Here is a 19,789-nt window from a genome sequence, read left to right on the forward strand (position 1 = left end):
GTCGAATGTCGGGCAACCCCCACACTCCGTCCCATTCCCCCCATGTGCCCTGAAGTAGAACGCGGGCCCATGAACCTGGAGCTCAAAGGCAAGGCGGCCCTCGTGACGGGGAGCAGCCGGGGAATCGGTCGAGCCATCGCGGCGACGCTCGCCAAGGAGGGCGCTCGGGTGTGCCTGAGCGCTCGCGGCGCGGACGCCCTGGAGGCCACCGCGAAGGAGCTGCGCTCCTCGGGCGCGAGCATCACCACCGTCGTCGCGGACGTGTCCACGAAGGAGGGCGCGAAGGCGGCGGTGGACGCGGCGGTGGAGGCGTTCGGCTCGCTGGACATCCTGGTCAACAACGTGGGCGGCAGCGGCGGCGCGGGCGCGTTCGACATGGCCACCGCCGAGCAGTGGTCCACCGTGCTCCACGGCAACCTCCTGTCCGCGGTGTGGTGCAGCCAGGCCGCCGTGGAGGTCATGCGCGCCAACAGCGGCGGCTGCATCATCCACATCAACTCCATCTACGGCCGCGAGTACGCCACCAGCGCCCCCTACACCACGGCCAAGGCGGGCCTGACGGCGCTGACCAAGGAGATGGCCGTGGACCTGGCGCGCCACCACATCCGCGTCAACGGCGTGGCCCCCGGCTCCATCCTCTTCCCGGGCGGAAGCTGGGACAAACGCCAGAAGGCGGACCCGGAGAAGGTCGCACGCATGGTGCGCAACGAGCTGCCCTGGGGCCGCTTCGGCACCCCCGAGGAGGTGGCGGACGTGGTCGTCTTCCTCTGCTCGGAGCGCGCCCGGTGGGTGACGGGCGCCACGCTTCCGGTGGACGGCGGACAGGGCCGCGCCTTCTGAACGCGGCGGACCCCCAGCGTCATGCTATGCAGGGCCCTCCCCTGGGGTCTTACATTGCTGAAGCTTTACAAGAAGGAAGGCGACCGCCTCCGTTACTGGGAGGCGTGGGTCCATGAGGGCGTGCTCACCACGCACTGGGGCTTCGTCGGCGAGGTGGGCGAGCAGAAGGACGCGCCGCTGCCTCCGGAAGAGGACCCCGACTTCGCCATCGCCGACGTGGCTGGCCCGCTCATCGAGGAGGGCTACGACGAGGTGGAGCCCGACAGCCTGTCCACGCTCATCGTCCAGTACCCCATCGAGGGCAAGGGCACCGGCCACGACGTGGAGAAGCGCGTCGCGGTGGAGGAGCTGCTCACCGACGCGCTCGGCTGGACGGGCAACGGCGAGGTGGAGGGCGGCGAGCTGCGCGAAGGCCACCTGCGCGTGTACTGCCTGGTGATGGACGAGAAGGCCGGCGTGTACACCGTGCTGGAGGCCCTCGACTCGGAGGACCTCGCGGACGACGTGAGCGTGCTGGTGGCCAGGGGCGACGAGGAGCCCCGCGTCGCCTGGCCCCAGACGCCCTGAGCGACGTCAGGCTCCGGCAGCCCGCACCTGCGGCACCGACTCCACGCCGGCACCCGACGACACGCGGTGCCAGAGCTGGTGCGAGGTGATGAGCAGCACGAACATGGCGACGGGAACGGCGGACTTGCCCGCCGGGTCCCCCATGGCCGTGTGAGACACCGCCGCCGCCACGAAGTCGATGGCGAAGCCGGCGTAGGCCCACTCCCGCAGCGTGCGCGGCAGCGGAGCCCACAGCGCCAGCACGCCCAGCACCTTGGCGATGCCGAGCATGGTCCGGAAGTAGGCCGGGTAGCCCAGGTGCTCGAAGGCGGCCACCATCGGCGGCGCGTCGGTGAGGTACATGAAGGCGGAGCCCGCGGCGGACAGCGAGACCAGCGCGGTGACGACCCAGTACGCGACTTTCAGCTTCATGCACACGCCTCCAAGGAGCACATGGGCTGACTCGCAGCCCCCCGCGCGCGACGATACGGGTTACAAATCCGCGGTCGCAACCGGGCCAACCTGACCCGCCCCCTCGGCCTCCACGAGGTGCCGGCCGTCGTACGGCCGGTCCGGCCTGCGCCCCCGGTCCAGCTCGTCCCGGTCGAGCATCCCGTCCTCGTCCTGGTCCACGCCGATGCGTCGCTCGGAGCCCGCGGGCACCACGGTGTAGGTCAGCTCCGCGCCGGGGCGGATTCCCGCCAGCAGCAGATACGCGCCCACCTTCTCGGAGGCGCGGTCCGACTGGAAGACGCCGTTGCCCACGTAGGTGAAGCCGCGCGGCTCACCCTGGCGCACGCCCTTGGCCACCAGCCCCACCTTGCCCTGCTCGGCCAGGGACATGAACTGGAGCACGCGCACGAACTGGGCGGGCGTCGCCGAGGACAGCGTCACCTGCTGCCCCACCGCCGCGTGCGAGTCCTTGGAGTCGGGCCCCGGCGGCAGGAACATGTCCGTGGCCGAGCCGCGCGGCAGCTCCGAGCCCGCGAAGGACAGCAGGAGCGCGGTGAGGTCCGCCACCTCCTGGTCGCTCTCCGGGTTGAAGGTCGGCTCGGTGATGAAGCGCGACAGCGAGTCCACGCTGCCGTCGTGGATGAAGGCGAAGCCGGCCAGGCTCTCCTTCTGCGTCAGCTCCATGCCGACCTTCTCATAGAGGTTGCGAAGCTGCGGCACCTTGAGCGTGACGTTGGTGCTGCCGTCGGTGGACACGAGCGCGTGGTGGGACTCGCCCATCGCGCCCTTCGGCAGCGGCATCCACATGGCGCCGTTCCACTGCATGCTCACCGCGAGCCCCGACGGGAAGGTGTGGCAGGTGTTGCACGCGAAGAGCCCCTGGGCCAGGAGGCGCGGCGGACGGAACAGCGCCAGCCCCCGCGTCGCGTCTCCGTTGGGCAGCGGCGTGCCCACGGGCGCGAAGCGGCCCGTCGTGTAGTGGCCCGGCAGCGGCAAGTCACGCGGCAGCGAGTTGTCCAGGTTGCGGAACGGGTTGGGCGGGAAGGTGAGCGTGGCGAGGAAGGAGCGCAGCTCGCTCATCTCGCGCGGGGTGAGCTGGGTGTCGTCGCCCTGCAGGCCCTCGAAGGCGGGGTTGAACTCCTCCAGGCTCGCGCGGTCTCCGCGCCAGTGCAGCGGCTCCTTGCCGATGATGTCCTGGAGCGTCTGCGTCGTCATGGGGCCCTTCATCGGGTGCCACGCCTCGAAGGGCGGCAGCGGCAGGCCCATGCCCAGGTTCTGGCCGTCCAGCGCCTTCACCGTCCCGCTCGGGTCGCCCAAATCCCACGCGAGCCGGTCCATGCGCCCGTCCACGTGGCACGACGCGCAGGACACGTGCCCCAGGCCCGACGTCTTGTGCGTGTCGTAGAGGTGCTTGCGGCCCACCTTGATGGCCTTCGGCGACGGGTCGAAGAAGGCCACGCGCGACAGCTCCTCCAGCCGGTCCGCGTTGAGCACGGAGATGCTCGCGCCGAAGTGGTTGAGCACGTAGAGCCGCTCGCGCCCCGCGTCGAGGACGATGCCCGTGGGGCCCTCGCCCACCTCCACCTGGCCCAGCCGAGAGCCGCCCTGCCCCACCGCCACCACGTTGTTGGAGCCCAGCCCCGTCACGAAGGCCCGCGTGCCGCGCGCGTTCCACACCACGCCGCGCGGGTCTCCGATGGAGAGGTCGCGCACCGACTGAGGCACCGTGGGCGTGGCGTAGTCGAGGTGCGGGTTGAGGTCCTTCACCGTGGAGGAGGACGGCCGGCGCGGGTCCACCGTCGCCATCAGCACGCGCAGGAAGCGGCCGTTGACGTTCGGCTCGAAGCGCACCTCGTTGCGCGCGTCCGTGCCCACCACGGTGACGGTGCCGGACGGGTGCACCGCCAGCGCCATGTTCAGGTTCATCAGCCGCGTGGCGTAGGTGACGTCGAGCGAAGCCGTGTCGATGATGGCCAGGTCGCGGTCCGGCAGGTCCCAGCCCTGGAGGCGGCCGGACGCGGAGGCATTCACGCCGCTCACCAGGTCCGTCCAGTCACCCCGGTTGTCGTCGAACCACTGGCCGCGCCCGTTCTTGCGCACGATGAGGCCCACGGGCGGAGGCGGCGGGTTGGAGGGGTTTCGCGCGGGGACGAACGAGGTGCCCGCGTTGGGCGGAGGATTCACGCCACCGTAGGGGCCGCGCGCGTCGCTCACCGCGTTGGGCGGGTACGCGTCCGGAATCAGCGAGCCGCCGCCGAGGATGGTGGTGCCGTTGCCGGACTCGAAGATGGCGGCGTAGACGAAGCGGCCGTCGGGGCTCACCGCGAGCGCGCGCGGGTCCTCGCCCTTCAGGGTGAGGCGGTGGGGCGTCGCGTCGGGGCGGCGCGGGTCCACCACCAGCACCCGGTTCACCTGGGAGCAGGTGATGAAGGCGCGCTCGGGGCGGCCGGCGAAGACGACGTCCGCGGGCTCGTCATCGGTGTGCACGGTGGCCGTCACGGTGGCGCGTCGCAGGTCGACGATGCTGACGCTGTCCGAGACGTGGTTCACCACCCAGGCCTCGGTGTTGCTCCTGGCCCGCACCGACACCGGGTCCAATCCCACGGGGATGGACGCCAACAGCGCCAATCCCTTGCGCGACGTCGTGTCGAACACCAGCAGCCGGTTGTCCGCCGTGTTCACCGCCAACAGCAATCTACCGTCAGGAGTCAAATCCAGCGGGTGCACATGGGGGGTCTCCCAATTCACGAAGGACTCACTCGCGTGAGACCTCCCCGGGAGCAGGAGCGCGACGAAGCACAGCGACACGACCGCGCGACGGACGACACCCATATCGGCGACCTCCACGTCAGGAAGAAGCGGTGCTTCTTTCTGTCATGCATTCATCAACGCCGCGGTTGCAACTCCTTGCGTGAGAAAACACAAAAACCACATCCGCCCTCACGAGATGTTTCACCTCGGGAGCCAAAGATTCGAGCGGCCTGGAAAAGGATGCGGGGCGTCATTCACGCCGAGCAAAGACAGACACCCGGCGCGGACCTCCCACTCGGACACTCCAACGAGACGGGATTTTTCTGTCTCACCCCTGGAGGTGTGGAGCGGACATGCCCTCGGGTCGGGGGCGGAAGACCCGGAAGAGGAGGACGACGGAGGGGATGACGATGAGCGCGCCCACGCCGATGGCGACGAGCAGCAGCTTCAAGGTGCCAGGGCTCGCCGCCGCGGCCCGCAGGGTGATGTCCGGCACCACCAGGTAGGGATACTGGGACGCGGCCCAGCCCAGGACGATGAGGCCCGCCTGGAGCGCCGCCGCCAGCCGTGCCCACGCGAAGCGCCGCGTCCACAGGAGCGCGAAGGCGGCCGCCGCCGACACGCCCGTGGCCGCGTGCAGCGCCAGCGCGAAGGGTGAGCGGGACAGCCCCTCCCAGACCCGGGGCGCACCGTCGCGCGCCAGCACCAGCACCAGCACCGCCGCCACGAAGACGGCCACGCCCGCGCCGAGCGCGCGCGCACGGAAGTCCTCGCGCAGCCCTGGCGTGGAGGACTCGTGCGTCAGGTACACCGCCGCCAGGAAGGCGAAGAGGGACAGGGCGAGCACGCCCACCGCCCACGCGAAGGGCGACAGCCACGAGGCGAAGAAGCCGCTCACCACCACGCGCCCCTCCACGCGGATGGCGCCGCTCACCACCGCGCCCACGCACATGCCGAGCAGCAGCGGCGCCACGACGCTCGCCCCGCTGAAGACGAGCCCCCACCTGCGCTGGGCCGCGTCCCCCCGCGTGTCATAGGTGCGGAAGGTGAACGCCGCGCCCCGGAACACGATGCCGAGCAACAGCAGCGTCAGCGGGACATGCAGCGCCACGCTCAGCGCGGCGAAGGCGCGCGGGAAGCCCGCGAACAGCAGCACCAGCCCGACGATGAGCCAGACGTGGTTCACCTCCCACACCGGGCCCATCGCCCGGGCGATGAGCGCGCGCTGCTCCGCCTTGCGCGGCCCGAACGCCAGCAAGTCCCACACACCGCCGCCGAAGTCCGCGCCCCCGAAGAGCGCGTAGAGGACGAAGGTCCCCGCCATCAGGAAGCCGAGCAGGACGTCAGTGGACATGGGCCTCGCCTCCCTCGTCGTGCTTCTCCTCGCGCCCCGGCAGCGTGCCCGCCACCTGGCTCAGGAGCAGCGACACCACCACCACGCCGAGGAATAGATACACGGCGGTGAAGGTCCAGAACGGCGCGGCCAGATGCGGCACGGGGGTCACCGCCTCCGCGGTGCGCATGACCCCGCGGACAATCCATGGCTGCCGTCCCCACTCGGTGACGAGCCACCCCGCCTCCAGCGCCACCAACCCCAGCGGCCCCGACACGAGCCACGCCCGCATCATCTTCCGCCCCGAGGGCCACGCCTTCTTTCGCCACCGGTGCACGAGCGTCACCAGCGCGAGCAGCGCCATCAGCGAGCCCGTGCCCACCATCACCTGGAAGGCCCCGTGCACCTTGGCCACCGGGGGCCACGTGTCCTTCGGGAACTCGTTGAGCCCCTTCACCTCCGCGTGTGGATCTCCAAAGGCCAGGATGGACAGGGCCTTGGGGACCTCCACGCCGCCCAGGCGCAGCGGCGCGCCGCGCTCCGTCTCGTAGTGGCCCTCCATCGCCGCGAGCTTCACCGGCTGCGCCTTCGCGACGTGCTTGGCGGACAGGTCCCCCACGAGCGGCTGGAGCAGCGCGGTGACACACGCGAGCGGCAGCGCCACCGACAGCGCCTTGCGATGGAACGCCGCGCCTGGATGGCGCAGCAGCACGAACGCGTGGATGCCCGCCATGGCGAACGCGCTCGCCTGATAGCAGGACAGCAGCACGTGCGCCGTCTGGTACGGCCAGCCCGGGCTGAACATCGCCACCAGCGGCTGGATGTTCGTGGGGCCCTCGGGCGTGGCCACGAAGCCCGACGGGTCGTTCATGAAGACGTTGACCAGCGTGACGAAGAACGCGCTCGCCGCGCCGCTCAAGGCCACCATGACGCCGGAGAACAGGTGGAGGTTCGGCGACACCCGCTGGCGGCCGTACAGGTAGATGCCCAGGAAGATGGCCTCGGTGAAGAAGGCCACGCCCTCCAGACTGAAGGGCAGGCCAATCACCTCGCCGTAGCGGCCCATGAACTCCGGCCACAGCAGGCCCAATTCGAAGGACAACATCGTCCCGCTCACCGCGCCCACCGCGAAGAGGATGGCCGTCCCCTTCGCCAGCTTCTGGCTCAGCTTCACGTAGTCCGCGTCACCGGTGCGCCGCGCCTTCCAGTCGCTCAACACCATGAGCACCGGCAACGCCACGCCCGCCGCCGCGAAGACGATGTGAAAGCCGAGCGACAGCCCCATCTGCGCCCGCGCATAGAGCAGGTCCGCCATGCACATCAGAATGCGTTATATGCATTTCCGGCGCATTTAGAGATTCTACTCGGGCAACGAAGCGGGGCTCGGAGGCTGGCGGGCAGGCACGAGCGTCTGCACGGAGTTCTTGGCGACGGCGGTGGCCAGCGCGGTGGCGAAGATGAGGACCAGCTTGCGTCCCAGCTCCACGCCGATGGGGCGCTCCTTCGCGCTGGAGGCGACCTGGTCCGGGTTCTCCCAGGCGCGCTGCAGGGCCTTGCGGCGCTTCTTGCGCAGGATTTCGTCGCGGCGGCGCGCGCGGTAGATGGCCAGGCCCACGCCCGAGCCCACCAGCACCATGGCCACGGCGCCCGCGGCGACGAGCGCGCTGGAGTGCTGCTGCACCTGGTAGCGCACGTCGAGCATCCGCCCTCGGCGCCGGTCCAGCTCCTCGAGCGTCAGCAGGAGCTCGTCGCGGATGCGGTCCGCGGTCTGCTCCACCTGCTTGCGGTCATCCATGCCACGGGTGATGCGATGGTCGACGTGCTGCTGACGCTCCGCCAGCTCGTTGCCGCTCCGGCCGTTGTCGTTCATTGCAGCGTCTCCCGCGTGAGCTGGTAGTCGAGCTTCAGGCGCTCCTGGGTGTGCGCCAGCGGCTTCTTCGGCAGGCGCCTGGTGCCCATGAAGAGCATCCCGCCGGCGACGGCGAGCAGGACCACGCCCACCAGCAGCACGCCCAGCGCCGCGCCCAGGGGCAGCGCCAGCCCCAGCGCCACGAAGAGCACCGCCAGCGACGTGAGCGCCAGCACGGCGCCCGCGCCCATCAGGATGCCCGCGGTGCGCGCGGCCTTCAGCTCGTCGCGCAGCTCCTTCTTGGCGTGCAGCACCTCGGCGCGCACCAGCAGGCGCGTCTCCGCCAGAGCGTGCCGGATGAGCTCGGCCGTGGAGAGTGACTCCAGCTGGCTGCGCTCCAGGCGTTCGGATTCGAGGTCCACGACGTCCTTCTCCCGCGCTCGCGGAGGGGGACTCCCGGGTGCTCGCTCGTTCGCTCGGCCGCACCTGACCCCACTCCTCCGGACAAGGTGGGCAGGGCGGACGAGCGCGAGAAGCCCGTCCGGGAGTGGGGCGTGGAGCCCGCCTGCCCGCTCGCCTTGGGGGCCCCCCTCAGCGCCGACGCTGGTGGGCCAGCGCCGTGGCCAGCGTCTCGCGCACCTGATGGGCACGGAACAGTCGGTCCGCGGTGTCCACCAGGTTGTCCACGTACAGCACGGCCTTGCGCAGGCGCGCGGGGATGGCGCGGGTGCCCAGGTGGGCGCCCACCAGCGCGCCCGTCAGCGCCGCCGCCACGTCCGCCTCGCCGCCACAACGCAGCACCAGCGCCACCGCCTCGCGGAAGTCGTGGGGCACGCGCAGGGTGGCGTACAGCGCCGTCAAGAGCACCGGCACCACGTGCGCGGGCAGCCCGTCCACGCCCTTGAGCTCGCTGGGGGGCACGCCCACCTTGCGAAGCTGCGACAGGGCGCGCGTGGTGTCCCACGTGAGCAGGCGGGGCAGGTGGCGCACCTCCTCGGCCAGGCCCTTGTCGTGCACGGCCGCCGCCAGCGACAGCTGCTCGCAGAAGGCGGTGGGCGTCAGCGGCTCCTCCTCCATGCCCAGCGCGGCGGCCTGCGCGAAGGCGGCGGCGGCGGCGGCACAGACGGGGTCCTTGTGGGTGATGACGGTGAGCACGCCCGCGTCATGCGGCAGCTTCGCGCGCTGGCCGCTCTCGAAGAGCCCCACCACCAGCGCGCGGCTGAGCACCGACGGGCACAGCGTGCCCAGGGGCGCGCCCGCGCTCATCCACGGCACGCCGCTGGAGAGCCGCTGGAGCGACTCGGCCAGGCTGCGCGGCGGCTGGAGGATGATGCCCTCCTGCCACAGCCACGCCAGGTGCGCCGCCGCGCTGCGGCCGTCCACGCGGCCCTCGCGGATGACGCTCTCCGCGGAGGCGAGCAAGAGCTGCGTGTCGTCGCTGAACTGGCCCTTGGCGAACTTGCCGCGAGGCCTGGGCGCGAAGTCCTCCGCCAGCCCGGGCAGCCGCGCGAGGCTCGCGGGCGGGATGCCGCGCAGCGGGAAGCCGAGCGCATCTCCGATGGCGAGCCCCACGAACGCCGCATGGAACCTGTCCTGGCGCTCGGAGGGAGTCAGCGGCATGGAGTCGAGGAGATTAACCGAGGCTCAGGGCTGGACGGACAGCGAGAAGCGCGCGAAACGCGCGAAGCTCGTGGTGGATTGACGTGCGTGGGGGCTTGACTCGCGCGGGAGGAGCACACTCGCGTTCGCCACACGAGCGATTCCGACGTCACACTCCAGGCCGCACGCCATCATCACCGTCCACCCTTCCTGGTTCGAGCCCATCCGCCGACGCGTGCGCGGGGTGGGCTGACTACCGCAACCAGCACGCGCGCGGCAAGTCCGAGCACCCGGGCGCCCAGGCACACCTGTACACGTGTCCAACTCCCGAAGCTTGAGCGCGGCGACTCGCACGGAGCGCATGGCGCACGAGGAGTGGGGAGGTGGCAGCGGCGCGCGCAAGTCGGCACACGCGCCGTCACGCGTCACGCGTCGTCGCGGCCCAGGTTGACGACGGCCTGGAGCCGGGCCACCACGGCCTCGGCGCCCTGGTGCAGTTGCTTGCCGTCCCAGAGCGCGGGCGTGGCGTGGCCGCCGTGCAGCGTCCAGTCCAGCTCCGCCTCGGCGTACACGAGGTTGCGGAAGATGACGCGGTCCTCCAGCGCGTGGTCGACGATGTAGCGGCGCGCCACGGCGGAGGGCGGGTCGGCGATGCGGTGGAACAACTCGAGGGGAGCGGAGGTCATGGCGCCATCACCGGGAGGAACAGGTCGGCCAGGTCCTTGCGGGAGCGGCCCACCAGGTCCGCCAGTGTGTACCGGTCCAGCACCGCGAGGAAGGCCTCACGTGCCTCCGCGAGCACGCCCTTCAGCCCACAGGCGGGTGCGATGGGGCAGGTGTTGCGCTCGCGGTTGAAGCACTCCACCAGCTCGAAGTCCGGCTCGGCCGCGCGCAGCACGCGGCCCACGCGGATGTCCTTCGTCGCCTTCGCCAGCGTCACGCCGCCCGAGCGCCCCGCCTTGACCTCCACAAAGCCCTCGCCCGCGAGCGTCTGCACCACGCGCACCAGGTGGTGCTTGGAGATGCCGTACGCGTCCGCCAGCTCCTGCGTGGAGGCGAGCCTTCCGGGGCGGGCGGCGAGGTAGAGCAGGACGCGCAGCGAGTAGTCGGCGTGGAGGGTGAGGTGCACGGTCAGCGGGCTCCGACGGCCTTACGCCCTGGGTGTGCTCGGCAGGAAGACGTCCGCGTGGAGGTCCTTGAGCGCAAGCCCGGAGAGGAAGAGCTTCTTGCGCAGGGATAACACCAAATCGGCGTCGCCGCAGAGCCACGCGCGGAAGCCCACCGGCTTGGGGCACTCGGCGCGGATGACGGCGTCGAGCGCTCCCTCGGCCACGTCCCGGGAGCCGCCCGTCAGCACGCTCGGTCGATAGTGGAAACCCGCGTGTTGCTCGGCCAGCTCGCGCAGCTCGCGCGTCAGGTAGAGGCCCTCGGGGGTGCGCGCGCCGTGGAACAGCCAGATGGGGCCCTGGTGTCCCGCCTCCAGCGCGTCGCGCGCGATGCCGTACAGCGGCGCGAGCCCCGTCCCCGCGCCCGCGAGAATCAGCGACTGCTCGGGGCGGCCGTCGACGTAGAAGCAGCTGCCCGCGGGGCCCTGCACGGCCACGGCGTCACCGACGCGCGCCTCGCGAGCGAGCCAGCCGCTCATCTCGCCGCCCGCCACCAGGCGGACGTGCAATTCCAGCAGGCCCTCGCGAGGGAGGCTCGCCAGCGAGTAGCTGCGGGCCAGGCCGTCCGCCCGCAGCAGCGACACGTACTGGCCCGCGCGGTAGTCCAGCGGAGCGTCCGTGGACAGCCGTACGCGCAGGACGCTTTGGGACAACAGGTCCAATGAGGCGATGCGCGCGGGGACTCGCAGCGCGTCCGCGCCGGAGACCTCCAGCGCGGTGTCCGCCGAGGGGCGGCACATGCAGGCGAGGAAGTAGCCCTGCGCGCGCAGCGTGTCCTTCAGGCCCACGCGCGCGGCCTCCGGGACGTCGCCCGCCGTCGCGCGCATGAGGCAGGACTGACAGGCGCCGGCCCGACACGCATGGGGCACGGCGACGCCCTGTCGCAGGAGCCCGTCCAGCACGCTCTCCTCGGGCTCCAGCGGATACCACCGCGACTCGTGCTTCACCGTGGCCATGGCGAGCCTCTCGTTCCCGTCAGCGGTTGAGCACGTCGGCGCGAGCGCCGCCCGCGATGGCCAGCACGCGCGCAACCAGCGGCTCGGGCACGCCCAGCTCCCGGAGCGTCGCGCTCAGGTGCTCCACCACCGCGTCGAAGTGCACGTCGTTCAGCCCGCGCTTCACCAGGTGCGCGTGGCCCGCGCGCATGTCCTTGCCCGAGTAGGTCGACGGGCCTCCCGTCACCATCGTCAGGAAGGCCTTCTGCCTGGCCGACTGGCGCTCCATGTCCACGTCCTCGAAGAAGTGGCTGATGCGGTCGTCCGCCAGCACCTTCCGGTAGAACACGTCCACCGCCGCCGCCATCGCCGGCTCTCCGCCAATCTGCTCGTAAACGCTCTTCTCCTGCGCCGCCGTGCTCATCGCGTCTGCTCCTTCCGCCCGACCGGGCTTAAAGATGCATTTCAAATGCATCGATTCGAGCCAGACGTCAATTTGGAAAGACAAGACAAGCGAATCGAGGGAATCCGCCGACGCCGCGGCGCAACGATTGCGCGCGCGTCACGTCTCCGCGCGAAAATTGCGCCCGAGGCCGGGCCCGGTGCCCACGTAGTGACGGAAGACATAGAGCAGCGGTTGCCACTGCGTGACATCGACGTGGTGGGTGTCGGGCACGGTGACGTGCTCGTGCGCGTGGACGCGGGTGACGCGCAGCTCGGCGATGACGAAGTCGGAGGAGGACTCGGGCGTGGGGGTGGCCATGTGCGCTGCCAACAAGACGGCCTCCAGTTGCAGCGGACACTCGGCCACGCGTGGGGGTGAGACGGTGTCCGAGGGGAGTGGCGTGAGGCCCGCGCGCTCGAACTTGCGAGGCTCGTGTTGGTAGCCCATCGCGCGCTTGGTGTCGGGCACGGGGAAGCGGCCCGTGGTGGGCGCGAGGCGCTCGACCTGGGGCCACAGTGAGGCCGAGGGCAGGTTCACCACCGCCTCACCCGTGCGGCGCAGGTTCTCCAGCCCCTGGCCCAGCATCCCCAGGCCGAGCACCAGCCTGTCGTCGAGGGCCCACGCGGAGGACAGCGGCGTGAGGTTGGGCGAGCCGTCCTCCTGGAGCGTGCTCAAGAGGGCCACGGGGGTGCCGAAGTAGAGGATGCGAGGCGCAATCACACGGTGTCGCGGCGTGTCGGTCATGCCCGCGTGAGTAGTGCGCGCGGACGTGCCGATGCTTCGGTGCGCGCCGAACCGTGTGCAACGTGGGATGCAGCAGCTCTCTCAAGCCCAGTCGATGCCCCGAGGTGGCTCGCCAGCTCGACAAACGCATACCGAACGAGTTGCTTCGCTTCTGCATTCATCCGCCAACCGAGATACTTCGGTGCACGCCGAAACGTCCTCGCGTCCGTACAGCACAGACTCCCGCCATGCCCCACCCGCTCGACCTCGCCCTCACCGCCTCGCTCATCGGAGACCCGGCCCGCGCGGGCATGCTGTCGCGCCTGCTCGAAGGTCCCGCGCGCACCGCCGGAGAGCTCGCGCAGGAGGCCCGCGTCTCGCCGCAAACCGCGAGCGGCCACCTCGCGAAGCTGCTCGAGGGCGGCCTCGTCCGCGTCGAGGTTCAAGGCCGCCACCGCTACTACCGGCTCGCCACGCCCGACGTCGCCCGCGCCCTCGAAGCCCTCAGCCTGCTCGTCCCCACGCGCCAGGGCACCGTGCGAGTCCCCGAGCCCCTGCGCTTCGCGCGGACCTGCTACGACCACCTGGCGGGCACGCTCGGCGTCGCGCTGGCGGACGGACTGGAGCGCCGCGGCCTCCTGGAGACAGGCGACGACAGCTACGCGCTGACACCCGAGGGCGCGCGCTTCATCACCAGGTGGGGCGTGGACGTGGACGCGCTGTCACAAGGCAGGCGCGCCTTCGCGCGGCGCTGTCTGGACTGGAGCGAGCGACGCGCTCACATCGGCGGAGCGCTGGGCGCCGCGCTGGCGGAGCGCCTGTTCGCGCGGCGCTGGATTGCGCGCCGGCCCGAGGGCCGCGGAGTGCGGCTCACCGTCGAGGGCCGGCGGGGATTCGACCGGGAGCTGGGGTTGTCCTGGCCCTGAAGCGGCCAGGACACCGACTCAGGCGCGAGCGCCCGCGGCGCCGATGCGGGCCGCCTCGCGGCGCACCGTGGCCTGCTCCAGCTCGTAGCGGGCGTCCTCGGAGGACAGGCCCTTCAGCCGGTCCTGCGCCTCACCCAGGCGCTTGCGCGCGCCCTCCACGTCGATGCCGGACACGTGCTCGGCGGCGTCGGCCAGCACGAGCACCTTGTCGTTGGCGACCTCCACGAAGCCGCCCGCGACGAAGTACGCGTCGCGCTTGCCGCCATCCACCAGCGTCAGCGCGCCCGGCTCCATCAGCGACAGGAAGGGGGTGTGCCCCGGCCGCACGCCAAACAGGCCCTTGCCTCCGGGCACGATGGCCTCGTCGGCCTGCACCGACAGGATGCGCTTCTCGGGGGTGACAATCTCCACAGTCAGCTTGGCCATGACGCTCCTCGCACTACCCACTTCAGAAATTGAGCTGCCGGGTGGTCCCACCCACCGGCTCGAACTCGACCACCCCGGCGTCCGTCAGCCGAGGCCCCTTGCCAGGGATGCCGAGCGTGCCCTCCAGCCACTTCAGGTGGTGCGTCATGTGCCGCACCTCGGAGAGCTGCTTCGCGGGGACCAGGTCCGTCAGTCGCCGCTCCAGGATGCGCTGTCCGTCGCGGCCGTACTGCCCCGCCACCAGCACCTCCGTGGCCCAGTCCGGCGGCCCCTTGGGCTTCTTGCCCTTCTTCGTCTTCGGCGCGGGCCGGGCCTTCCCCTTCTCCACCAGGGGCCACAGCACCCAGACCCGCTCGCCGTCGTTGGAGACGAAGTAGAAGTCGTCCACCGTCCCCAGGCACTGCTCCAGCTGCCAGACGGGTCCGCTCTCCTTCGTCACCTCCAGCCGGCACCTGCCCGGCCCCACGTCCACCATGCGCACGCTGTACAGCCCGTTGGCGCTCACCCGGGCGCGTCCCTTGCGCTCCTCCGCCAGGGCGGGGAGCGACAGGACACAGAGGAACAGGGCGAGCGCCGCGTGACGCATGGTCACCTCGGTGGAGGGTGGGACAGCGAGTCTACGCCGCCAGCTTGCGCGCGTTCTCGACGACCTCGTTGATGGCGCCCGCCATGTAGAAGGCGCTCTCGGGGATGTCGTCGTGCTTGCCCTCGGCGATCTCCTTGAAGCCCTGGATGGTGTCCTGGAGCTTCACGTAGCGGCCTTCCTTGCCGGTGAAGACCTGGGCCACGAAGAAGGGCTGCGACAGGAAGCGCTGAATCTTGCGGGCGCGCGCCACGACCAGCTTGTCGTCCTCGGAGAGCTCGTCCATGCCGAGGATGGCGATGATGTCCTGGAGCTCCTTGTAACGCTGCAGGATGCCCTGGACCTTGCGGGCCACCGCGTAGTGCTCCTGGCCGATGATGCCCGGGTCCAGGATGCGGCTGGTGGAGTCGAGCGGGTCCACGGCGGGGAAGATGGCGAGCTCGGCGATGGAGCGGTTGAGCACCGTGGTCGCGTCCAGGTGGGCGAACGCGGTGGCGGGGGCCGGGTCCGTGAGGTCGTCGGCGGGCACGTAGATGGCCTGCACGGACGTAATCGAGCCCTTGGTGGTGGAGGTGATGCGCTCCTGCAGGCCGCCCATCTCCGTGGCGAGCGTGGGCTGGTAACCCACGGCGCTGGGGATGCGGCCCAGGAGGGCGGACACTTCCGAGCCGGCCTGGGTGAAACGGAAGATGTTGTCCACGAAGAGGAGCACGTCACGGCCCTCCACGTCGCGGAAGTACTCGGCCATGGTCAGCGCGGAGAGCGCGACGCGGGCGCGGGCACCAGGCGGCTCGTTCATCTGGCCGTACACGAGGACGGCCTGGCTGGCCTCCAGGTTGTCGGTCTTGATGACGCCCGTGTCCTGCATCTCGTGGTACAGGTCGTTGCCCTCGCGGGTGCGCTCACCGACGCCGGCGAACACGGAGAAGCCGCCGCGCTCGATGGCCACGTTGCGGATGAGCTCCTGCAGGAGCACCGTCTTGCCGACGCCGGCGCCGCCGAACAGGCCGATCTTGCCGCCGCGGGTGTAGGGGGCGAGCAGGTCGATGACCTTGATGCCCGTCTCGAACATCTGCACGCGCACGTCCTGCTCCGTGAACGGAGGGGGCGCGCGGTGGATGGGCCAGTACTCCTGCGACTTCACGGGGCCCATCTCGTCCACCGGGTCGCCGGTGACGTTCAGGATGCGACCCAGGGTGGCCTTGCCGACCGGCACCTGGATGGGGGCGCCCGTGTTCTTCACGGGGGTGCCGCGGGCCAGACCCTCGGTGGAGTCCATGGCGATGGTGCGGACGGTGTTCTCACCGAGGTGCTGGGCGACCTCGAGGACCAGGTTGTCCGCCTCGTTGCTGAGGTTCGCGTTCGTCACCTTCAGGGCGACGTAGACTTCCGGGAGGCCGCCGGGCGGGAACTCGACGTCGACCACGGGGCCGAGAACCTGGATGATTTTGCCTGCCGTAGGAACTTGAGCGCTCATGGGTGTCGTCTGCCTCGTGCGGGGGGCGACCGGCGCCGTGCCCGTCATCAAAATTCCGCCCGGATATGAGGGCGGTGCCCCTTTACCGGGGGCCTCCCGCAGAATCAAGCCTCCCGGGGTCCTGACCGGTAAGTCCCGCTTAGCGGATCCACGCCCCGGACGCCAACCGGGCTATTTCCCGTCCACCTGGTAGACCAGCGGCAGGTTGCCCCTCGAGCCGCCGCCCACGACCACCACCTTGGCGTTGGGGCTCTGGGCCAGCTTCTCGGTGGCCTCGATGCCCTTGAAGCGCAGGTACTCCTCGGTGAGGCCCTGGCGGACGATGGTCTGGTACCTGGCGATGCCCTCGGCTTCGATCTGCCGGCGCTCGGCCTCCTGGCGCTCCTTGTCCAGGGTGAAGCGCATCTTCTGGCTGCGCTGCTCCTCGGCCAGCTTGTCGGCGATGGCCTCGCGGATGGACGCGGGCAGGGACACGTCGCGCACCAGGATGGCCTCCACGACGACGTGCTTGCCCGCGAGCGCGCGCGTCACCTCGTCGTAGATCTCCTTTTCGATCTGCTCGCGCCTGGTCGAGTAGATCTCCTCGGGCGCGTAGCGGCCGAACACCTTGCGCGCCTCCGAGCGGACGATGGGGGCGATGAGGATGTCCGCGTAGCGGGGGCCCGTCTGCGTGTGCAGCTCGAACAGCTTCAGCGGGTCCACGCGGTAGCGCACGCTGGAGTCCACCTTCAGGTCCAGGCCGTTGTTGGACAGCACGTTGAGCTCGTCCTTCATCTCCTGGACGCGCAGGTCATACGTGATGAGCGACTTGCCCGGCCGCATCACGTGCAGGCCTTCACCGTAAGGCTCGCGCTGGGTGCCGCTGCCGAACGAGTCGAAGCCGATGCCCCCGTGGCCGCTGGCCACCGTGTCGAAGCCACAGCCACCCAGGAACAGCGCTCCCAGCACCACCCACAGTCGCTTCACGCAGGGACCCCTCCCGAGGGCCCTGGACGGGCCCGAAGCGGCCCTTAAACGCGAAGGGCCCGCTCCCAAAAGTGGGGGCGGGCCCGGGGTGCGACGGGGTGGCGCTCGGGACTACTTGAGCGCCTCGGCGCCGGAGACGATCTCCATGAGCTCCTTGGTGATGACCGCCTGACGGGTGCGGTTGTAGGTGAGCGTCAGGCTGGAAATCATGTCGGAGGCGTTGGAGGTGGCGTTCTCCATGGCGCTCATGCGGGCGCCGTGCTCGCTGGCCACGCTCTCCAGGAGCGCGCGGTAGAGCTTGATGTTGACGGCCTGGGGCACCAGGCGGTCCAGCACGGCCTGGCGGTCCGGCTCGTACTTGAAGTCCACCATGGCCGCGGCGCCCTCGGAGGGCGCGGCGCCGGCGCCGAGCGTCTGCAGGGGCAAGAGCTGGGTGACGACGACCTTCTGGTTAATGGCGCTGATGAACTCGTTGTAGACGATGTGCACCGCGTCCACTTCGCCGTTGAGGAAGCTGGCGACCAGCTCCTCGGCCACGTCCGCGGCGGCGCGGTAGTTCAGCCGCTGGTACAGGCCACCGAAGTCCTTGCGGATGTTCTGGTTGCGATTGCGGAAGAAGTCGTTGCCCTTGCGGCCCACCGTGGAGAGCTGGATGCGCTCCAGGCCCGCGTTCTCGTAGAGGAACCGGTTGGCGCGGCGGGTGACGTTGGAGTTGAAGCCGCCGGCGAGGCCGCGGTCCGACGTGAGCGTCACCAGCTCCACGCGCTTGACGGGCCGGGTGGCCAGCAGCGGGTGGCTGAGGTCGTTGTCCCCGGAGCGCGCGGCCAGGTCGGAGATGATCTGGTCCAGCATCGACGCGTACGGACGCGCGGCGAGGATGGCGTCCTGTGCCTTGCGCAGCTTCGCGGCGGAGACCATCTTCATGGCCTTGGTGATCTGCCGCGTGTTCTTCACCGAGCGGATGCGCTTGCGGATGTCGCGAAGGGACGCCATGGGACGGGGAACTCCTGTGGGACGTTCTGCCGGGTGCGCCGGGGTGGGAGCAGGGCAGTCTGACGGCGGGGCCCCCTATATAAGCGGGGCGGGAGCCGGTCAACGGCAGTCCTCCCGGGGCTTTCCGGACACGGGAGCCAGGGCCTCCCAGGGGCCTCCCACGAGGGGCGACCGGGCGACCTGCGCCCCCGAGGACTCGCGGGTGTGCCCCCAGGCCCTACCTTCCTGTCATGGGGCCTGCCGACACCGGACCGCTGCTCATCGTGGAGGATGACCTGGACATCCGTGAGGCGCTCCAGGGGTACCTGGAGCTCCAGGGGTACCGGGTGCTGGTGGCGGACCACGGGAGGGAGGCGCTCGCGCTCCTGTCGGGCACGCCCCGGCCCTCGCTCATCCTGTTGGACATGGGGTTGCCGGTGATGGACGGGCACCGGGTGCTGACGGCGCGCAGGAGCGACGCGGCGCTCGCGAAGGTGCCCGTGGTCATCCTGTCGGCGGAGACGGCGGAGATGAGTCCCCGGGACAGGGCGGTGTACGCAGCCAGCCAGGGGGTTTCCGCCATCCTGTCGAAGCCGGTGGACCCGCGGCAGTTGCTGGAGACGCTCCAGCGGTTGTTGCCGGGGCAGGCTGCTCCCCAGGCGGACGCGCCCGCGTGACGCGCCGGGCCCACACAGGGCTTTTCGAGGGCGGCGGGCCGTAACACAATGGCGCCGGGTGCGGTGTCACCCCTGGGTCCATGAAGCCAACCCGAGCGAGCGGTGTCTGGGCGCGCAGGGCCCTCTTCCTCCTGCTCGTGGGCGCGGTGAGCCTGCTCGTCCTCTCGCACTGGGTGCGGGTGAGCTACGAGGAGCGCATCGTGAGCCTGGCGGACGCGCCCGACGCGCCCGTGGCGCTGGTGTTCGGCGCGGGGCTGGCGCCGGGGGCGGTGCCGTCGCCGGTGCTCGCGCAGCGGCTGGACATGGCGATGGCGCTGTGGCGCGAGGGCAAGGTGGGCTCGGTGCTGGTGAGCGGCGACGAGGTGAAGCCGTTCCATCATGAGACGCGGGCCATGCGCCGCTACCTGCTGGAGCGCGGCATGCCGGCGGAGCTGGTGCTGGGGGACGAGGCGGGGTTGTCCACGTACGACAGCTGCCTGCGGGCGCGGGGCGTGTTCGGCGCGAAGCAGGCGCTGCTCGTCACGCAGCGCTTCCATCTGCCCCGGGCGCTGTTCATCGCGAACTCGGTGGGCATCGATGCGTGGGGTGTGCCCGCGGACGAGGGGCGCTCGACGCCCTGGCGCTACACGGTGCGCGAGACGCTGTCGCGGGTGCTGGCGCTGGGGATGGTGCTGCTCGAGGTGGAGCCCGTCTACCCCTCGGGCCGCGCGGCGGTCCCCAAGGGCTAGGCGGACGAGCCCGGCAGGCGGCCGGCCGGCGCGAATTGCGGTGGGGCGCGTGGGTTCTCATTGTTGAGACACGGCGGCCGGCCCACCCCGCTTTCGCGAGGAGACACCATGCGATTCAAGAAGCTCGGCTCGGAGGACGTGGGCGAGGCCACCTCGCGACGTCATGTGAACCAGGACACCGGCGAGGAGGAGATCAACATCTCCGACCAGGACCTGGCGGCGACCCCTCCGCTGGAGGAGGAGCCTGACTTCCGCGACATCCTGCCGGACCAGATTCACGAGTTCCGGCGCGGTGACGAGGAGCCGGAGGAGGTGGAGCTGACGGCGCAGCCCGAGGAGCGTCTGCGCCCGGCGCGCAGGGACCAGCTCCCGGAGGGCTAGGTTCGCGCCCGCG

General features: G+C 70.7%; 23 protein-coding genes. 6 read left to right on the forward strand and 17 right to left on the reverse strand.

The genetic code is table 11. The features are described 5' to 3' along the window. Nucleotides 1-69 precede the first annotated feature (69 nt). Nucleotides 70-840 carry an SDR family NAD(P)-dependent oxidoreductase gene (locus AC6JA9_RS39225; RefSeq protein WP_223782874.1) on the forward strand — a complete coding sequence of 257 codons (771 nt, stop codon included), beginning with the start codon at nt 70-72 and terminating at the stop codon, nt 838-840. A 54-nt stretch (nt 841-894) separates the two neighbouring features. Further along, complete coding sequence (locus AC6JA9_RS39230; protein WP_267699097.1) at nt 895-1,407, forward strand: hypothetical protein; 513 nt, start codon at nt 895-897, stop codon at nt 1,405-1,407. Between the two features lie 6 nt (nt 1,408-1,413). Here AC6JA9_RS39230 and AC6JA9_RS39235 read toward each other — a convergent pair whose 3' ends face one another. The 12 genes from AC6JA9_RS39235 to AC6JA9_RS39290 all read right to left on the reverse strand — a co-directional run bounded on the left by AC6JA9_RS39235 (nt 1,414) and on the right by AC6JA9_RS39290 (nt 12,661). After that, a complete protein-coding gene (locus AC6JA9_RS39235; RefSeq protein ID WP_141325714.1) occupies nt 1,414-1,818 on the reverse strand; it encodes a DoxX family protein in 405 nt (134 codons plus the stop codon). Between the two features lie 60 nt (nt 1,819-1,878). Further along, complete coding sequence (locus AC6JA9_RS39240) at nt 1,879-4,521, reverse strand: hypothetical protein (RefSeq protein WP_473569863.1); 2,643 nt, start codon at nt 4,519-4,521, stop codon at nt 1,879-1,881. Nucleotides 4,522-4,918: 397 nt separating this feature from the next. Beyond that, nucleotides 4,919-5,944, reverse strand: a complete 1,026-nt coding sequence (locus AC6JA9_RS39245) for a cytochrome d ubiquinol oxidase subunit II (protein WP_223749565.1) — start codon at nt 5,942-5,944, stop codon at nt 4,919-4,921. Then, complete coding sequence (locus AC6JA9_RS39250) at nt 5,934-7,238, reverse strand: cytochrome ubiquinol oxidase subunit I (RefSeq protein WP_497958668.1); 1,305 nt, start codon at nt 7,236-7,238, stop codon at nt 5,934-5,936. The genes AC6JA9_RS39245 and AC6JA9_RS39250 overlap by 11 nt, the downstream gene beginning before the upstream one ends. A 45-nt stretch (nt 7,239-7,283) precedes the next feature. After that, nucleotides 7,284-7,793, reverse strand: a complete 510-nt coding sequence (locus tag AC6JA9_RS39255; RefSeq protein ID WP_223749563.1) for a hypothetical protein — start codon at nt 7,791-7,793, stop codon at nt 7,284-7,286. Then, a complete protein-coding gene (locus AC6JA9_RS39260) occupies nt 7,790-8,194 on the reverse strand; it encodes a phage holin family protein (RefSeq protein ID WP_141330309.1) in 405 nt (134 codons plus the stop codon). The genes AC6JA9_RS39255 and AC6JA9_RS39260 overlap by 4 nt, the downstream gene beginning before the upstream one ends. Nucleotides 8,195-8,363: 169 nt before the next feature. Continuing rightward, nucleotides 8,364-9,392 (reverse strand): ADP-ribosylglycohydrolase family protein, encoded by a 1,029-nt coding sequence (locus AC6JA9_RS39265; protein WP_223749561.1) that lies wholly within the window; start codon nt 9,390-9,392, stop codon nt 8,364-8,366. Nucleotides 9,393-9,796: 404 nt separating this feature from the next. Next, nucleotides 9,797-10,057, reverse strand: a complete 261-nt coding sequence (locus AC6JA9_RS39270) for a hypothetical protein (protein ID WP_046716700.1) — start codon at nt 10,055-10,057, stop codon at nt 9,797-9,799. Further along, nucleotides 10,054-10,500, reverse strand: a complete 447-nt coding sequence (locus AC6JA9_RS39275) for an RrF2 family transcriptional regulator (RefSeq protein WP_223749560.1) — start codon at nt 10,498-10,500, stop codon at nt 10,054-10,056. Before AC6JA9_RS39275 ends, AC6JA9_RS39270 begins: the two co-directional genes overlap by 4 nt. Nucleotides 10,501-10,521: 21 nt before the next feature. Next, entirely contained in the window at nt 10,522-11,493 is a 972-nt protein-coding gene (locus AC6JA9_RS39280; protein ID WP_223749559.1) for a 2Fe-2S iron-sulfur cluster-binding protein, read from the reverse strand. 19 nt (nt 11,494-11,512) lie between these two features. Next, the gene (locus tag AC6JA9_RS39285) at nt 11,513-11,896 is read right to left on the reverse strand and encodes a group I truncated hemoglobin (protein ID WP_223749558.1); all 384 of its coding nucleotides are present in this window, start codon (nt 11,894-11,896) and stop codon (nt 11,513-11,515) included. A 138-nt stretch (nt 11,897-12,034) separates the two neighbouring features. Continuing rightward, the gene (locus AC6JA9_RS39290; protein WP_497958669.1) at nt 12,035-12,661 is read right to left on the reverse strand and encodes a flavin reductase family protein; all 627 of its coding nucleotides are present in this window, start codon (nt 12,659-12,661) and stop codon (nt 12,035-12,037) included. 227 nt (nt 12,662-12,888) lie between these two features. Between AC6JA9_RS39290 and AC6JA9_RS39295 the strand changes: the two genes are divergently transcribed. Continuing rightward, nucleotides 12,889-13,566, forward strand: a complete 678-nt coding sequence (locus AC6JA9_RS39295) for an ArsR/SmtB family transcription factor (protein ID WP_223749556.1) — start codon at nt 12,889-12,891, stop codon at nt 13,564-13,566. Nucleotides 13,567-13,584: 18 nt separating this feature from the next. On the opposite strand, the gene AC6JA9_RS39300 is transcribed toward AC6JA9_RS39295, so the two are convergent. The 5 genes from AC6JA9_RS39300 to atpG all read right to left on the reverse strand — a co-directional run bounded on the left by AC6JA9_RS39300 (nt 13,585) and on the right by atpG (nt 18,011). After that, entirely contained in the window at nt 13,585-13,992 is a 408-nt protein-coding gene (locus tag AC6JA9_RS39300; protein ID WP_141330323.1) for a F0F1 ATP synthase subunit epsilon, read from the reverse strand. Between the two features lie 22 nt (nt 13,993-14,014). Further along, nucleotides 14,015-14,578, reverse strand: coding sequence for a hypothetical protein (locus AC6JA9_RS39305; protein WP_141330325.1), 564 nt, complete (start codon nt 14,576-14,578; stop codon nt 14,015-14,017). Between the two features lie 31 nt (nt 14,579-14,609). Then, entirely contained in the window at nt 14,610-16,052 is a 1,443-nt protein-coding gene (gene atpD / locus AC6JA9_RS39310; protein WP_046716707.1) for a F0F1 ATP synthase subunit beta, read from the reverse strand. Nucleotides 16,053-16,223: 171 nt separating this feature from the next. Next, on the reverse strand, nt 16,224-17,018 hold the full coding sequence (locus tag AC6JA9_RS39315) for a prohibitin family protein (protein ID WP_497958670.1): 795 nt from the start codon (nt 17,016-17,018) through the stop codon (nt 16,224-16,226). 111 nt (nt 17,019-17,129) lie between these two features. Then, nucleotides 17,130-18,011, reverse strand: coding sequence for an ATP synthase F1 subunit gamma (gene atpG / locus AC6JA9_RS39320; protein WP_426744558.1), 882 nt, complete (start codon nt 18,009-18,011; stop codon nt 17,130-17,132). A gap of 230 nt (nt 18,012-18,241) precedes the next feature. Here atpG and AC6JA9_RS39325 point away from each other — a divergent pair, with 230 nt between their 5' ends. The 3 genes from AC6JA9_RS39325 (at nt 18,242) to AC6JA9_RS39335 (ending at nt 19,776) form a co-directional block, all read left to right on the forward strand. Beyond that, nucleotides 18,242-18,667: a response regulator gene (locus AC6JA9_RS39325; RefSeq protein WP_141330333.1), complete on the forward strand. Its 426-nt coding sequence runs from the start codon at nt 18,242-18,244 to the stop codon at nt 18,665-18,667. Nucleotides 18,668-18,747: 80 nt separating this feature from the next. Continuing rightward, the gene (locus tag AC6JA9_RS39330) at nt 18,748-19,395 is read left to right on the forward strand and encodes a SanA/YdcF family protein (RefSeq protein ID WP_046716711.1); all 648 of its coding nucleotides are present in this window, start codon (nt 18,748-18,750) and stop codon (nt 19,393-19,395) included. Nucleotides 19,396-19,503: 108 nt separating this feature from the next. Next, nucleotides 19,504-19,776, forward strand: a complete 273-nt coding sequence (locus tag AC6JA9_RS39335; RefSeq protein WP_141330335.1) for a hypothetical protein — start codon at nt 19,504-19,506, stop codon at nt 19,774-19,776. Nucleotides 19,777-19,789 lie beyond the last annotated feature (13 nt).

It is taken from the genome of Myxococcus sp. MH1, from assembly GCF_059738865.1.

Bases quoted from the DNA above. Each gene is read 5' to 3' on its own strand.
- AC6JA9_RS39285 (WP_223749558.1), bottom strand. From the start codon at position 11,896: ATGAGCACGGCGGCGCAGGAGAAGAGCGTTTACGAGCAGATTGGCGGA.
- AC6JA9_RS39295 (WP_223749556.1), top strand. From the start codon at position 12,889: ATGCCCCACCCGCTCGACCTCGCCCTCACCGCCTCGCTCATCGGAGAC.
- AC6JA9_RS39225 (WP_223782874.1), top strand. From the start codon at position 70: ATGAACCTGGAGCTCAAAGGCAAGGCGGCCCTCGTGACGGGGAGCAGC.
- AC6JA9_RS39330 (WP_046716711.1), top strand. From the start codon at position 18,748: ATGAAGCCAACCCGAGCGAGCGGTGTCTGGGCGCGCAGGGCCCTCTTC.
- AC6JA9_RS39270 (WP_046716700.1), bottom strand. From the start codon at position 10,057: ATGACCTCCGCTCCCCTCGAGTTGTTCCACCGCATCGCCGACCCGCCC.
- AC6JA9_RS39300 (WP_141330323.1), bottom strand. From the start codon at position 13,992: ATGGCCAAGCTGACTGTGGAGATTGTCACCCCCGAGAAGCGCATCCTG.
- AC6JA9_RS39250 (WP_497958668.1), bottom strand. From the start codon at position 7,238: ATGGCGGACCTGCTCTATGCGCGGGCGCAGATGGGGCTGTCGCTCGGC.
- atpG (WP_426744558.1), bottom strand. From the start codon at position 18,011: ATGGCGTCCCTTCGCGACATCCGCAAGCGCATCCGCTCGGTGAAGAAC.
- AC6JA9_RS39280 (WP_223749559.1), bottom strand. From the start codon at position 11,493: ATGGCCACGGTGAAGCACGAGTCGCGGTGGTATCCGCTGGAGCCCGAG.
- AC6JA9_RS39265 (WP_223749561.1), bottom strand. From the start codon at position 9,392: ATGCCGCTGACTCCCTCCGAGCGCCAGGACAGGTTCCATGCGGCGTTC.
- AC6JA9_RS39245 (WP_223749565.1), bottom strand. From the start codon at position 5,944: ATGTCCACTGACGTCCTGCTCGGCTTCCTGATGGCGGGGACCTTCGTC.
- AC6JA9_RS39325 (WP_141330333.1), top strand. From the start codon at position 18,242: ATGGGGCCTGCCGACACCGGACCGCTGCTCATCGTGGAGGATGACCTG.
- AC6JA9_RS39255 (WP_223749563.1), bottom strand. From the start codon at position 7,793: ATGAACGACAACGGCCGGAGCGGCAACGAGCTGGCGGAGCGTCAGCAG.
- AC6JA9_RS39290 (WP_497958669.1), bottom strand. From the start codon at position 12,661: ATGACCGACACGCCGCGACACCGTGTGATTGCGCCTCGCATCCTCTAC.
- AC6JA9_RS39235 (WP_141325714.1), bottom strand. From the start codon at position 1,818: ATGAAGCTGAAAGTCGCGTACTGGGTCGTCACCGCGCTGGTCTCGCTG.
- atpD (WP_046716707.1), bottom strand. From the start codon at position 16,052: ATGAGCGCTCAAGTTCCTACGGCAGGCAAAATCATCCAGGTTCTCGGC.
- AC6JA9_RS39335 (WP_141330335.1), top strand. From the start codon at position 19,504: ATGCGATTCAAGAAGCTCGGCTCGGAGGACGTGGGCGAGGCCACCTCG.
- AC6JA9_RS39305 (WP_141330325.1), bottom strand. From the start codon at position 14,578: ATGCGTCACGCGGCGCTCGCCCTGTTCCTCTGTGTCCTGTCGCTCCCC.